This is a genomic window from Ruoffia sp. FAM 26255 (genome assembly GCF_045528525.1).
Lineage (GTDB): Bacteria > Bacillota > Bacilli > Lactobacillales > Aerococcaceae > Ruoffia > Ruoffia tabacinasalis.
The window spans coordinates 27,906-42,115 of sequence record NZ_JBGQQX010000004.1; the positions used below are offsets into that span (position 1 = coordinate 27,906).

The 14,210-nt window shown below is 36.6% G+C and carries 15 protein-coding genes, 1 tRNA gene and 1 pseudogene; 9 read left to right on the forward strand and 8 right to left on the reverse strand.

The annotated features are described in order from the left end of the window. Positions 1-274: 274 nt before the first annotated feature. A complete protein-coding gene (locus tag ACEN31_RS01400) occupies positions 275-1,450 on the reverse strand; it encodes a cobalamin-independent methionine synthase II family protein (protein WP_407108391.1) in 1,176 nt (391 codons plus the stop codon). 124 nt (positions 1,451-1,574) lie between these two features. On the opposite strand from ACEN31_RS01400, the pseudogene ACEN31_RS01405 reads away from it, so the two are divergent. Next, positions 1,575-2,492: pseudogene (locus ACEN31_RS01405) on the forward strand (LysR family transcriptional regulator). Positions 2,493-2,587: 95 nt separating this feature from the next. On the opposite strand, the gene ACEN31_RS01410 reads toward ACEN31_RS01405, so the two are convergent. Further along, entirely contained in the window at positions 2,588-3,328 is a 741-nt protein-coding gene (locus ACEN31_RS01410) for a sulfite exporter TauE/SafE family protein (protein ID WP_407108392.1), read from the reverse strand. 144 nt (positions 3,329-3,472) lie between these two features. Here ACEN31_RS01410 and ACEN31_RS01415 point away from each other — a divergent pair, with 144 nt between their 5' ends. Then, on the forward strand, positions 3,473-3,853 hold the full coding sequence (locus tag ACEN31_RS01415; protein WP_197105289.1) for a VOC family protein: 381 nt from the start codon (positions 3,473-3,475) through the stop codon (positions 3,851-3,853). A gap of 59 nt (positions 3,854-3,912) precedes the next feature. Here ACEN31_RS01415 and msrA read toward each other — a convergent pair whose 3' ends face one another. Both msrA and ACEN31_RS01425 read right to left on the reverse strand, forming a co-directional pair. Further along, complete coding sequence (gene msrA, locus ACEN31_RS01420) at positions 3,913-4,437, reverse strand: peptide-methionine (S)-S-oxide reductase MsrA (RefSeq protein ID WP_407108394.1); 525 nt, start codon at positions 4,435-4,437, stop codon at positions 3,913-3,915. 33 nt (positions 4,438-4,470) lie between these two features. Further along, positions 4,471-5,337, reverse strand: coding sequence for a MetQ/NlpA family ABC transporter substrate-binding protein (locus tag ACEN31_RS01425; protein ID WP_407108395.1), 867 nt, complete (start codon positions 5,335-5,337; stop codon positions 4,471-4,473). Positions 5,338-6,066: 729 nt separating this feature from the next. Here ACEN31_RS01425 and ACEN31_RS01430 point away from each other — a divergent pair. The 7 genes from ACEN31_RS01430 to ACEN31_RS01460 all read left to right on the forward strand — a co-directional run bounded on the left by ACEN31_RS01430 (position 6,067) and on the right by ACEN31_RS01460 (position 10,590). Continuing rightward, the gene (locus ACEN31_RS01430) at positions 6,067-6,198 is read left to right on the forward strand and encodes a hypothetical protein (RefSeq protein ID WP_407101656.1); all 132 of its coding nucleotides are present in this window, start codon (positions 6,067-6,069) and stop codon (positions 6,196-6,198) included. Between the two features lie 117 nt (positions 6,199-6,315). Then, complete coding sequence (locus ACEN31_RS01435) at positions 6,316-6,699, forward strand: ABC transporter transmembrane domain-containing protein (RefSeq protein WP_407094833.1); 384 nt, start codon at positions 6,316-6,318, stop codon at positions 6,697-6,699. Positions 6,700-7,021: 322 nt separating this feature from the next. Then, positions 7,022-7,489 carry an ATP-binding cassette domain-containing protein gene (locus ACEN31_RS01440; protein ID WP_407094834.1) on the forward strand — a complete coding sequence of 156 codons (468 nt, stop codon included), beginning with the start codon at positions 7,022-7,024 and terminating at the stop codon, positions 7,487-7,489. A gap of 449 nt (positions 7,490-7,938) precedes the next feature. Then, positions 7,939-8,148, forward strand: coding sequence for a TetR/AcrR family transcriptional regulator (locus tag ACEN31_RS01445; protein WP_407094835.1), 210 nt, complete (start codon positions 7,939-7,941; stop codon positions 8,146-8,148). After that, positions 8,085-8,354: a hypothetical protein gene (locus ACEN31_RS01450; protein ID WP_407108396.1), complete on the forward strand. Its 270-nt coding sequence runs from the start codon at positions 8,085-8,087 to the stop codon at positions 8,352-8,354. The genes ACEN31_RS01445 and ACEN31_RS01450 overlap by 64 nt, the downstream gene beginning before the upstream one ends. 531 nt (positions 8,355-8,885) lie before the next feature. Continuing rightward, positions 8,886-9,776: a bacteriochlorophyll 4-vinyl reductase gene (locus ACEN31_RS01455; protein ID WP_407094828.1), complete on the forward strand. Its 891-nt coding sequence runs from the start codon at positions 8,886-8,888 to the stop codon at positions 9,774-9,776. Positions 9,777-9,999: 223 nt separating this feature from the next. Then, positions 10,000-10,590 carry a DUF6448 family protein gene (locus ACEN31_RS01460; RefSeq protein ID WP_407094829.1) on the forward strand — a complete coding sequence of 197 codons (591 nt, stop codon included), beginning with the start codon at positions 10,000-10,002 and terminating at the stop codon, positions 10,588-10,590. 904 nt (positions 10,591-11,494) lie between these two features. Here the strand turns inward: ACEN31_RS01460 and ACEN31_RS01465 are convergent. The 4 genes from ACEN31_RS01465 to ACEN31_RS01480 form a co-directional block, all read right to left on the reverse strand. After that, positions 11,495-11,567: transfer RNA gene (locus ACEN31_RS01465), tRNA-Thr, on the reverse strand. A 78-nt stretch (positions 11,568-11,645) separates the two neighbouring features. Further along, the gene (locus tag ACEN31_RS01470; RefSeq protein WP_022796604.1) at positions 11,646-12,965 is read right to left on the reverse strand and encodes a DUF2254 domain-containing protein; all 1,320 of its coding nucleotides are present in this window, start codon (positions 12,963-12,965) and stop codon (positions 11,646-11,648) included. A 71-nt stretch (positions 12,966-13,036) separates the two neighbouring features. After that, positions 13,037-13,483 (reverse strand): DUF4385 domain-containing protein, encoded by a 447-nt coding sequence (locus tag ACEN31_RS01475; RefSeq protein WP_407108397.1) that lies wholly within the window; start codon positions 13,481-13,483, stop codon positions 13,037-13,039. 366 nt (positions 13,484-13,849) lie between these two features. Then, complete coding sequence (locus ACEN31_RS01480) at positions 13,850-14,161, reverse strand: hypothetical protein (protein ID WP_407094830.1); 312 nt, start codon at positions 14,159-14,161, stop codon at positions 13,850-13,852. Positions 14,162-14,210: the final 49 nt, after the last annotated feature.

Sequence of the window (14,210 nt, forward strand, 5' to 3'; positions counted from 1 at the left end):
TTTAATTAAATCCGTGAGCTTTTAAATAATTATAGCTTTCTTCTAAACAATCGAAAGGATCTCCTTGGGATGTTTCTTGTTCAGCAAAAGTATATTGGATCCCTGTTTCTTTAGTTGCCTGCCTCCTTGATGAATAGATTGCATCCAATATACAGAAAAAGAGCACATCTACAGAATAGTAAAACTATTCCATAAATATACTCTCACAATCAACGACCAAATAAAGAAAGCTTTGCTACCTGATCAGTTGACATAGTTTATCGCTCTTTTTTACTTACTCTCCCCAGAATCGGTAAGCAATGGCTTGACCTTGCTTGATTTTATCCCATTGCTGTTCCTGAGATAATTCATTCCCTCCATCACATGACGCGAAGCCACATTGATGAGATAAGTACAGATTATCTTTTGAAACATACTGAGTAGCTTTTTCTAATTGTTCATACACTGCAGCTTCATCATCTAATTTTGCCGACTTACTTGATAAGAATCCTAAGACTACTTCTGTGTCAGGCTTGTTTTTAAAGACGCTTAACGCACTTAAGTCTCCGGCACGCTCATCATCCCACTCTAAGTAGAAACGGTCATAGTTTTGTTTTTCTAAGAATAAATGCGCGATTTTCTCGTAACTTCCACCACCCATATTACGTGAATCATAGTTACCACGGCAATTATGCGTATAGACTTTTAAACCCAGTGAATGAGCATAGGCAATGACATCATTATTCAAATCAATGAATTCTTGGGCTAAGCCTAAGATTGATGAGTGATCAAAGTCAGTACCACTAAAAGGACTATGTGAGTTATCTTCAGCAAATAACTCCCATAAGCAGTCATCAAATTGGATAATCGTTCCACCTGCTTCAGCGAATTCCTTTAAGAAATCTTTGTAAGCTTGACTTAAATCCTTTTTGAATTCTTCTGCCGTCTGATAAACTTTCCCTCCGATTTCCTCTGACAAGCTAAGTTCTCCAAAAATATGTGACGGAGATGGAATACATTGCTTTAACGTTGCACCTTGGGGTGATACTTCTTTTAAGCGATTAAAGTGGTCGATGAATGTATGATTATGACCTTGTAAAGGCGATTCAATTGTGATGCCGATATCCTTACGAGTTTCATAACTGCTCACTTGATCCAGATCACGGAAGAAGTACCCATTATCCGCAATGTAGCGTTTAATACCATTTAAACCCCACACAAAATCAAGGTGCCACATAGATTTTGAATATTCGCCATCAGTCACTTCAGGTAAGCCATGTTCAATTTGTTGGCCAACAACTGCTTCCACGGCTTGATCTTCTTCTCTCTTATAGCCGTCAAAATCATTGTAAAATGGATACGCAATATCATCACGCTGTTCGATTTTCGTCTTATAATCTAATAATGACTCAGGACGTAATAATGATCCTACGGTCAAGAATCGGTTAGTTGAGTTAGCTGTTTTTGTCATTCATAATACCCGTTTTTAATTTGTTTCTAATAGTATAGAATACATGATGAGATATTAGTAATATCTATTTTAGTGTGCTTAGCATAGTATTTAACTATGACCAAATAAAAAAAGGGGTGTTTCAATGAATCTAAAGCAAATAGATTATTTCTTGAAGGTTGTGGAGACGGCTTCAATTACTAAAGCAGCCGATGAATTATATCTTTCCCAACCGTCCTTATCACATGCGATTAAAGAGTTGGAAAAGGAAATGAATATCACGCTGTTCCACCGTAGTTCCAAAGGTGTGACTCTTACGAGTGAAGGCGAAGAATTCCTATTATATGCAAGGCAAATTAGCGAGCAAATTAATTTGATGAACCGCCGTTATAAAGACGATGAAGCACCGCAACAAATTTTTAGCGTGGCAGGGCAGCATTATGCTTTTGTAGTTGATGCATTCGTCCGTCTGCTGAAACAATACGAAGACCATGACTATCAAGCGACATTGAAAGAACTTCGAACCTATGAAGTCATTGAAGACGTAGCTAATTTGAAAAGTGAAATTGGTATTATCTATCGCAGTCATTATAACCGTCAAGTCATCAACGCTGAACTAGAAAAAAAACACATTCATTTCACACCACTTATCTCTGTTAAACCACATGTATTTATTTATAAAGATCATCCCTTAGCCGATTATGAAAAGATAGCTCTCTCTGATTTAGATACTTATCCAAAATTAAGTTACGATCAAGGGTAGCACAATTCCTTTTATTTTTGGGAGGAAGTATTGGCCGACTTTGCTTCACGTAAAACAATTACAGTGAGTGACCGAGCAACTTTGTTTAATCTAGCTATTGGCCTAAATGGCTACACGATTAGCTCAGGTATTATCAATGCTGATTTGAACGGGAGCGATATTATTGCAAGGCCACTCGTCTCTTCCGAAACGATTGAAATCGGCTATATTACTAATAACATGCACACATTAAAACCAATCGCTCACACATTTCTTGAGATCTTGACGGAACGACTAGAAGTGTCTGTTGGGAGTGACTGATAATTTTTACTTTATTCATCGATAGACCATAAAACATAGACACACCTTAATTTACTCCACTTTTTTGTATTTATGTATTTAAATAGCATCATCAACTATAAAATCAATCGCAATGCTGTTAATACAGTTACGATAATAATAAATCGGCGGTACCATACATCATTGATACGCTTAATGAGCCAAATTCCGACTAAAGCACCGACAACAATGAATGGAATTGAAAACACCGTAAACTTGACTGTATCGCTGTTAATCGTACCACAAAGAAAAATATGAAATGGCAATTTAATCAGATTAACTAGAAAAAAGAACCAAGCCACTGTACCAATCATTGATTCCTTCTTAAGCTGTTGAGTTAAAATATACACATTAAAGATGGGACCCGCTGCATTTCCAATCATTGAAGAAAAGCCACTCAAAGTACCGACAGCACCTTTGATAAGGGGATTGTCTGGCAAAACTATTGCTTCTTGTTGATATTCTCGAACGATTAAAAGAATAATACAGAGGATAACAATGATGCCGATAAGGAATTTGAATTGTGCATCATTGATCCAGTTCCCAACAATGGCACCCGCGACTACACCCACGATACTGGCTGGAATTAATTTAAGTACATCCGCTATGTTTCCTTTCTTACCATACTTAAAGATTGCTATAAGATCGCCTACAATCACCATTGGCAACATAATACCTGACGAATTTTTACCCCCAAAAATTAATGCCATCATGGCGACAGCTGGTATTATTGCCCCTTGAATTCCAACCTTTGAGAAACCAACGATGAGCGCACTTGTAGCTAGCATTATTATTTCGAATACATCCAGTTCAAACATTCGCCCCCTCATCCGTGTTAAGCTCATTATAGAATATATAGTAAGCGTCTTCCAAACTTAGTTATTCAGTAGGTTGAATCAAATGCCTATATATTCTTTTCATGTTAGAATGAAAGTAAGAAACTATTGGAGGATGATATTATTATGAACCAAGAACTCGTTGAGATTTGCCTACGTGTTAGAGATATTGACGCTACTTTAGATTTTTATACGAATCTATTTAACTTTGAAGTGGCTAGTCGCAGAGAATTCCCTGAGAATAAGTTTGATTTAATCTACTTAAATTCTCCTGGATCATCTGTACAAATTGAACTGACTTATAATTATGATGCAGAACCATATAATGTTGGGGACGGCTTCAGTCATTTAGGTGTGACTGTCAGCGACTTAGAAAAAATGCATGAAGTATGTAAAGCATCTACTTATGAAACTGGTGACTTAAGAGGTCTTACAGGTGGCACGCCAACTTACTTCTTCGTAACAGATCCAGATGGATATCGTATTGAAGTAAAACGAGCTAAATAAGTAATAATTAAAAAAATGTAAGTGTATTGGTTATTTTCCAACACACTTACATTTTTTCTTTAATTAACTAAACTTTTAGCTTTATCTCGACCAGACTCAGCTCGGTAAGCTTTATAATGTTCTGGGTCTTTTTTATAGAAATCATGGTGATATGTTTCTGCTTCATAAAACACCTCTGCAGGAGTGATTTCTGTAACGATTGGTCTATCATAGGCTCCGCTTTGTTCTAAGGCTTCTTTAGACGCTTCTGCCTTTAATTTTTGTTCTTCTGTTAAGTAGAAGATACCAGGTCGATAGGATGAACCACGGTCAATAAACTGTCCACCCGCATCTGTTGGATCACTAATATTCCAATAAATATCTAAGATTTTCTCATAAGAAATGATACTTGGATCAAATTCAATTTGAACTGCTTCAGTGTGTCCCGTTTCTCCACTTTTAACAGCTTCATATGTTGGATTCACAACATGCCCGCCTGTATAACCTGAAGTTACTGAATGAACGCCATCCCATTGATCGAATGGTTGAATCATACACCAGAAGCATCCACCTGCTAAAATTGCTGTTTCGTGTTGTTTTATCATATTAATCCCCTTCTCTTCTATATATTCTAGTTCTTAGTTTTCTACTTCTGGTAAGGGCACATCGAACATTGGATATGTCTCACCGTTATATACTTCATGTATTTTCTCTTCAACATCATCTGTTTGGTAAATTTCTGCTATTTTTAAGTATAATGGGTTATCTTTATTCTCTTCTAAAGTTGTAATGGTATTGATGTACATTGGATTAACTTTATCCACATCTTCTGCATCATTGAAGATAGCGTCATTAATGGATAATCCTGCATCATTGGCAAAATTTGTATTAATGAAAGCTGCATCCACATCTGGTAAAGATAGTGCCGCAAAGTTTGGTTCAACAAGCACCATTTCTAAATTCTTAGGGTTCGCGGTAATATCTTCCTCATCCGCGTAAATTCCAACTTCATCATCAACTTCAATTAATCCAGCAATCTCTAAAGCTAAAAGCGCCCGTCCTAACGTTGAGGGATCGTTTGGTAAAGCAATGCTTCCGTCTTCTGGAATATCGGCTGGAGAGGGATGTTTCTCAGAATATAGACCTAAGGGCATTAAGATTGTATTGGCAATCGCATAGACCGTGCCGTCATTATCTTCGTTCCAAGATTTAATAAACGGATGCCCTTGGAAACCACTCATATCAAGCGAGCCATTTTGCAATGCTACGTTTGGTTGATTGTAATCATTAAACAGAACCAGTTCTAAAGTAATTCCTTCCTCTTCCAAAGCTTTCTCTGCTACATATTCCCATAGTTCAAGTCCTGTATCACTTACAACACCGACGATGTCCGTTTCACCTTCAAACTCTTTTGTTTCCTCAGCTGAAGCAGCTGGTAAAAGCCATTGGCCACTCACTAATAAGATACTTAATACGATTTTAAATACACGTTTGATATGTTTCATTATATTCTCTCCCTTAAGCAATTATTCTTCCAGACCTTGCAACTCTTTTGAATAAAAAAAGTCCCTTTTGTCAGAGATATCTCTAACAAAAGGGACGAAGAGTCGTGTTACCACCCAAATTTCTATTATCTTCACAAATAATAGCTCAATCAGTATCAATAAATACTGCACACTGTATCGGGTGTTCCCGTCTAAGAAGCATTAACCTCTTAAACTGCTCCAAGCTCATCTTCACTCACGCTTAAACCGCCCTTTTTCACCAAACCAGGCTCTCTGTACTTGTTAAGTCGTTTCGCTACTCTTCTCTTCATCACAGTCGCTTATTAATCTATTGTTTTACATACTATGCGTCTTCATTAAAATTGTCAACCCTTTTATTATATAAAAATTATAAATTACAAATAACTCTCATTTAAAATATAATATCCAATAAGTCTCCATATGAATGACAAAAGATAATAACGTTTTTAATGGTTAACATGGGTTAATTACTTATATGCCTTAACTATATAAGAAAGAGTGAGTCTATGAAACCTGATTATTACCTTGAAGAAATCATTGAACCCTTTAACCACCTAAAGTCCATCTTCGTAAGGTCACAACTTAACAAAATGAACAACCACCTACAATCACCTTACAAATACCCAAAAGAATATACTTATACCTAAAACCCTTCACACTTCTAGTTTTCCTCATGATGGTATCATCCTAGTAGCCGGATTACTCGGTATGTTACCTGCAATTTTAACCGGTCGTATCTTCGATGGTCGATTCATCGGTGGTGACTTTAACCAGTTAATCACCCTGATTGGCGCATCATTCATCGTCCTACTTTTAACCGGTTTAATCGGTTTCACCTAAAGTTTCCTCGGCGCTTGTCTATCTCAAAACATCGGTAAAGACATGCGTAATCAAATTTTCGGCCACCTTCAAAAACTATCGCAAGGCTTTTATGCTTCTGGTAAATAAGGTGAAATTATTACCCGAATGACCAGTGACATCAGTGGTGTTCAAAGCATTGACACCGGTACTTTAACCCAAGCCGCCTCCAACTTAGCTGTCTTAATTTCTTCTTTTATTGCGATAATCCAACTAAACTGGATACTCTCTTCAATCAGTATGTTAATCGTTCCCCTAATTGTCTTTCCTGTTAAAATAGTCGGTAAAAAATGCTGGGCACTAACCAATGAATCTCATGATTTAAACGATGAAGCGAATGAAATATTAAATGAAACGCTCAGCGTGAGTGGTCAACAACTGGTTAAACTGTTCACTAAAGAAGAAATTGAGTATCAACGCTATCAGACAGTAGTTAAACAACTCACACAAGTTAAAGTTAAAGAAACAACCGTCGGTCGATAGTTTAGAATGGTTGCACAAACCTTCATCGAAGCAGGCCCATGTTTATATACTAGCTGGGGGGCATCTTGCTTCTGATTAATCATTCCCGAGGTTTAACCGTTGGTAATATTACCTTCCTTGTCGCTTTTTAATGCAACTTATAGACATACATATCGAATTTATCCGCTCGCGAACTTTATTCAACCGTATATGTAACTACTTAGATATGCCCATTGACATCCATAACAAACCAAACGCTCTCACATCAAGCTAAATAAAAGCCAATCTGAGCTTTAACAATGTCTCATTTTACTACAAAGAAGATTCACCTTTCCTTCATGTTATTAGTTCCCAAGTAAATGAAAGTGAAATTCTCGCAATCGTTGGCTCTTCTGGTGCAGGTAAATCGACCCTTTTTAATCTGATTCCAAGACTCTATGACGTCATTGGAGGAGAAATTAAACTGGGTGATTACAATATTCAAGATTTAGATTTACACTTCCTAAAACAAAATATCGGAATGGTTACTCAAGAAACCTACTTATTCAACGTATCCATCCGGGAAAATCTCCTTTACGCTAAAAGTGACGCCACTGAAGAACTCATCCAAGCCTGTAAAGAAGACAATAACCCTGACTTTATCACAAGTCTTCCCGACGGTTATGACACCAAAGTCGGTAATCATGAAATCAAACTATCTGTTGGAGAGAAACAAAGGCTTTCAATTGCTAGGGTATTTCTAAAAGACCCAAAAATACTCATCTTAGAGGAAGCAACATCTAGTCTTGACTCAATAACTCTGAAGGCTTAATCCAAGACACTCTAAGCTCATTAATTAAGAATAAAACGAGCCTTGTCATTGCTCTCCACCTGTCAACATTTATCAATGCTGATAAAATACTCGTCTTAGACAATGGACAGGAAGTCAAAAGAGGCACACACCAGCAACTTCTACAAAATGGGGGTATGTATATACTGATGTATGAAACCCAATTTAAACCGTATCTTCATGATACTGAACAACTTGCTTCTGCTTAATAGAATATAGAATACTTGTCACCTGTCGCTGAACCTTAAATCCCATTCTGGATCAAGAGTGTCAGTACAGATGGCTTTTTTATGTAATAAAGCTTAAGTAGCAGTCTTTTGACCAGATAGTCAAATATGATAGAAACGATACGTTGATCACGCGGTCAATATTGAAATGAGGTGACACGACTAAACAGAACAAAGCAAAGTAATTTAAAAAATCAATAAATTATCCAAAGTGCTATTACTGAGTTTGGCCTTCATCGTTATAGTGAGACCTCACTTAACGCAATATCTAAAGAAAGTAATTTTTCCAAAGGAATTATCTATCATTATTTAAAGAACAAACATGATCTATATTTAGCTTGTGTGGCTGAATGTTTCAAAGCTTCATCACTTTTCTTAATGAAGAGTCAGTTTCCTTTGAAAATATCGAAGTAGCAACTAAAAAATATTTTTCATTGCGTCAACAATTCTTTGAACGAAAATCTGAATTTAGTAATATATTTGCGAACGCCGTTTTTCATCCACCCCTACACTTAAAGAAAGAAATCAGAGCACTGAAAACAAAGCTGGATCAATTTAATTATGATTTCTACGAAAGTATCCTTCAATCTTTAGATTTAAAGGATTTATGTGATTTTTGATGAGGCGATGGAGCCTTTACAGCTATTTTCATTTTATCAAGAGCTTTAGGTAAATATTCCGGCGCTTATATTGGAGCGAAAGTCACAAAATTACCCGATACAGTAGCGAAACATCTTAGTCTGACACTATTACCCCACTCAGGGTTTTTACTCGCCTTTACTGGGATTGCAGCTTCACAAATCGCTCTATTCGACCCTACAACAGCCACCATTATTCAAGGTACAATTAATTGCAGCAGCCGCTTTTATCAACGAGATAATCGCTGTTCTTATTTCTAAAAAAGCCTTTGAATGGGCTGGGGAATCAAATCAACAGAGAGCCACTCAACCCATAGGTGATTTGAATACATCGAAAATTTAATTAAATGAATGCACAAATAGAGCACTCTGGGGATTCTTGAAGAGCTCTATTTGTGCATTATTCTATGGACACGCTTTAATTTATAACTTATTATATATTTACTAAATATAAATTTAACATCAATTATAAGCACCTGCCTGTATTACCAAATAACAAAAAGGAATGATGACATGTCAGATAAAATTGATAACAAAGATATAAACAGAGGAAACGAACTTGTCACTACTCTCTTATCAAATCGCATCTTAAAAATAGACCGTAAAGAGTTCCTATATCAATTATTCAAGGAGGAACCAGAAATTGAAAAAATACTTGAAAATGGCCCCATTGAAATTATTGATGAGAAACAAATTGCTTCCATAGCTAAAAAAGCCATTAACAATACGACAATGAAATCATCTGCTGCATCCTTCGTTTCAGGACTGCCTGGAGGTGTCGCAGTAGTTGCTTCAATACCTGCTGATATTCTACAGTTTTACGGCATGTCGATTAATTTAGCTCAAAAACTGATGTATTTATATGGTTATCCTGATATGTACAATGATGATAAGCTAACCCAAGAAGGGAAAAACTCATTAATCATTTTTCTTGGTGTGATGTTAGGAGTCAGTGGGGCTGGAACAGCTGTTAAAGGGATCTCATCAGCTCTAGCTGGTCAAGCAGTTAAGAAGCTCCCACAACAAGCACTCACAAAAACTGTTTATTATCCAATTATCAAAAAAACTTTAGCTAATTTTGGCGTAAAAGTGACTAAGAATTCCTTTGCAAAATCTGTATCAAAGGTCATTCCAGTCGTTGGTGGAGTTGTTTCTGGTGGACTGACTTTAGCTACCTTAAGACCCATGGGCTATAAATTACAAAAAGCTTTGCATGAAGGGACTTATGCACCAATCGTCCAAGAGGATATCATTAAAGATGTAACTTTCACTCAAGTTACTAATAGCGAAGAAGACGAAGCTTTTGAAAAACTGAAGAAAACAAAAGAGTTATTTGACTTAGGTATTGTTAGTGAAGATGAATATACAGAAATAAGAGAAAAGTATTTGAAGGATTTTTTATAAAAAAATCAAAACACAATAATAGATCGCTCAGGATAATCCTGATATGTCCCCCTTAAAGTAGACAATTTTAAAAGCAAACTACTTTCGGGGGTCACCTCAGTATATCACAGGACGTTGTCCTTTTTTATTACACAGGGATTTTGTTTAAACTTGATTGTCATCAAGTGTAATTTTCTTTTCTTTGGATAGTATTAAGCTATCAAATAGAGAAAGAAGGATTGAAATGCTACAAAAGAAAAAAATGTTTATCCCATTAGTTATTGCTGGTCTCGGTTTTAGTTTAATTGCTCCTATTACTGCGGAAGCACACTGTGACACTCCCTCAGGTCCTACTTACAATGCACTTCAGACAGCCATCGAAAAAAATGACTTTAATCACATATCGTACTGGGTTCTTCCAGAAAGCGAAGCAGAATTAAAAGAAACTTTCGACAAATCTATGAGTGTTATGGACAAATCAGATGACGAAGAGACTGACCAACTTGCTCACGATTATCTATTCGAAAACTTTGTTCGCTTACACCGCGCTGGTGAAGGGGCACCTTATACAGGAATATCAGATGAGCCTACAGAAGAAGGTATTGCATTAGCTGACCAGAGTATCGCTGAAGAATCACTACAACCATTGGAAGACGCTGGGTACATCACAGAGGATAATAAAGCCCATGTTGAAGAGGTTTTTAGTAGCTTACTTGAACGTAAAGAATTCGATGTAGAGGATACAGAAGCTGGTCGCTCATTTGTAGAGGCTTACGTTGAGTTTACTCATCTATTCGAACAGGGTCACGAAGAAGAGAGTCACGATTCACATTAAATAACTCATTTCTAAGTATTTCGGTAAAACTCAACCCCATGATAAAAGTCTATGTTAGCAGACTTCTATCATGGGGTTTTTTAATTTCAGTTTAAAATAGGCAATCTAACAAGTGACACTATAGTCTAATCGTTACCTCAAAGCGATTCTGGCACTTGGGACAGACTACTTGCCTTCTTCCCCTCTTAAGAGGTAACCGTAGAGTAACACCGCATTCAGGACATTTTCTGTAACGGTGCGTTCCCATATGACGAATTCTTTGCCATATTGGCTTTACTTTCCTTTGAAGCTTACTTATCCACTTCATAAACTTTTGATTTTCTGCTCTTCGTGATGATATATTTTTAGAAAACACACGGTAAAATATCCATATGATAAAAATAGATAACAATATATTTAATAGTCGGATTTGCGCAAAAATCTGGACAATAGAAAGCACAAAGTAAAGGATAATACCTGCAACGTAAAGATAATCTATCCCATAACGCCCTTGCATGAATTGGGCTAATTTAACTTTAATTTTATTTAGCATTTAGGACCTCTTTTTTAAATTTATATTACAACTACAATATGAACTTAAGAATAATTTTCGGTTGAAAGGGTAAAACTCAGTTAAAAGATTTCTATCCAGCCTTCATAAAAGTTATTCTCTAGGATAAAAACACTAAGACATTCGATATACAATTGCACTTCGATGATGGATACATTGATCAAGCATCTTTGCCTTTTAGGTTAGCTGTAATTTTTAGCATTACTTATGAAACGCATGTTCCATTATAATGCGACACCTTCTTTTCCAGCAAGTTTACCGACGGATGTGTGACGGTTTGGTTTTGGGAATATTAGCCAGAAAAAAAGTACATCTCAGGGGTTAAACCTTGATGTACTTTCTAAATTAATGTGATACCGGCTATAGGGATCGAACCTACGGCCCCCGCGTTACGAGTGCGATGCTCTACCAACTGAACTAAACCGGCATTCTTTGTGTTTTGAACTAAAGAGAATATTATAAACCTTTCAGCGAAAAATAACACAGATAGTTTTCAGTTTCAAGCTCATTCCTCTAGCTCAGGATGGTTAATCCCTAGAATACGTTGTTGGCGTTCCTCGATATTTTGAATATCTAGTCTTTCCGTAAAATTGGGACTCGTTAGATTAAACAGATAATTACTGTAATCCTTAATATAGTTTAGCTTCTTCGGATGTGCAGAATAAGCAACTGTCAACAAAGAGTCAAACAGTGCAACCACTCCAGAAATATCTTGCTTCATATAGTGAATTAATTGCCAATAACTTTCATATAAGTCTTTTGGAAAATTATTGAAATCATAAATCACGTTACCTCCCGAAGAAAATGTCTCATCAGTGTCTTCGCCCATCACCACAAACCTTCCTGGTATACTGGCAAATTTTGAATCCAACAAAGCCTTGTAGTTTAAGATATAAATGGCGGTATTAGGATCATTTATGCCTGGCGAAACCGCCCTCAGAGCTACTTCAATCAATTTAGCTCGAGCAAAATTTGGATCGTACATAGAAGAAGGTTTTTCTTCATAAGTTAGGGTGCGGTTTATTGCCGCTTGGAGCTGTGATTCATCTTTAACTTTTCGGTTAGTGTATAAATCGACTAGCGGCTGATTTGCGGAAATAAACTCTCCTATTCTTAGATGTAGCACTATGGTGCCTTTGAATTCCTTGCTCAGTTCAACTAGTCGATTAAAATTAATATATTCAACATAACCACTCTCGTTAGCCTTTACTGTGAAGATGTGTAGCGTGTCTATTTGAGGAAGATGATCCAACAAAGGCATTTCTTGAAAGTATTCAATCGTTTCATCCGCAACTGACTCGGCCTCCTTGTACAATTTAGTCACAAGATGGTTCAATTGTACGGATATTGCCACATTATAAACGAACTTCGTAAAATAAAAAACGCAGGCAAGGGCGTACAATAAGGCAATGGAGGCCGAAACAACCAAATATTCATCTTCTGAATTGCGCATAAAAAACAAAGAGGAAAGACAATAAATAAAACCACCAAGAAAAATCCCCAAAGTTTGCATAGATGTTTTCTGTAAGAGAAAATTCTCAACAGTCCGGGGACTGAAATTAGATGAGTAGAACGAAATGACCGATAACATCGTCCCAAACGTGAAGGTTGCCACTGAAAAAAGGGAACCCGCTAGCAGGCTCAAGATTGATTTGGCCAGATTGACGCTCGTTAGAAAAACAGTCGGGAAATAGTCCACCACATTTATCATTCTGGTGTCGAGCAAGATAACACCAATCGCTAAAATGAAAGAAAAGAGCACGCTCCCTCCTAGAATAAGCCAAATACGTTTATCTTCAAAAAATAAGCCAAATGCCTTGACCATGTTCTATAACCCCTCCTTTGATAGAATTATTTTCTCTATTATACCACTCGCTCCTTAGGAATGTCTTCTTTTCAGCCGTACTTTTTCTGATGTTCTTTCTTCAACTTTAAATACGCTTCATTTTCCCTCACAATTTTCCACTTCTCTTCAAAAATGGTAGCTGACTTTGCTTTTTCTTCGTCTATTATTCTTTCTTTTATGTCGCCCTTTTCATCATATTTGCGACCACCTTTGTAATTGGCGTAACGTCTAGATCTAGTGTAGCCCATTTGAAGAAACTTCCGACTCATATCCATACCCACAAAATCACCGGCTGCCTGGTAATCCAAAAACAGCTGGTAGATTTTGTCAGAAGATACTTTAGCAATTTCTGGAGTCTTAAAACGCCAATGTGGTAGTATCTCACTTTTATAAGGTTCTACCAGAAGCACCCCTTGTTCTCCTCGGCCCACTCGATACAATTCAGGCTGGTCCCGGAAGTTTATCTGAGCGAAATCCAGTTCATAATCAAAGGCCATGTTACCCCCCTCATGTCGATCCATTTCACTTTTTCTGTTTAGTTTTGTTACTAAACATGACGTTAATTTTGTGTTCCAGGCAACTATCTTGTCTGCTCCTAACCGGAAGACAAAAAAGCTAGATTCGTAAAGGTCTCGCTAACATTTGTCTGTAAATTGTTTTCAATTTTATCATCATTTATGATACGCATGTCCGTATCATCGATAGGTAATAAAATCTATTAGCTATTTTGATACGATTAAAAAAGAACCTCAAGCTAGTCTTCTCTGATATGAGAGATTACCCTTTGAGATTCTTGTTAGATATATGTAGCTTATGACATTAGTTGTTTCTTCCATTAGTCCATATATTGATTTTTAAAAAAGTTAGATGACTTTTAGTTCATGGACGTATAGGTTATAGGTATCTCTTTCTGCATCGTACTCATTAGATAGTAGTGCTTCGTACTGTTTTGTCTCATCTACTGGCTCACCGAGTAGTTCTATTATGCGTTTAGACTCTATATGGATTTGATTGACATCCTCATCGTATTCATAGTTACCTTCTATTACTTCTACTATTTGAAATATTACTTTCTCTACTTCTTCTCCATCTTTTTCATCAACATCATTATCCACTAGTACATCATTTAGTTCATGTACTTTGATTATAGCTTTAAAAGTATCATTTTGATTCATTGTAACCGCTCCCTAAGTTTGATACTTTCAATCTACCATTATTTTTCCT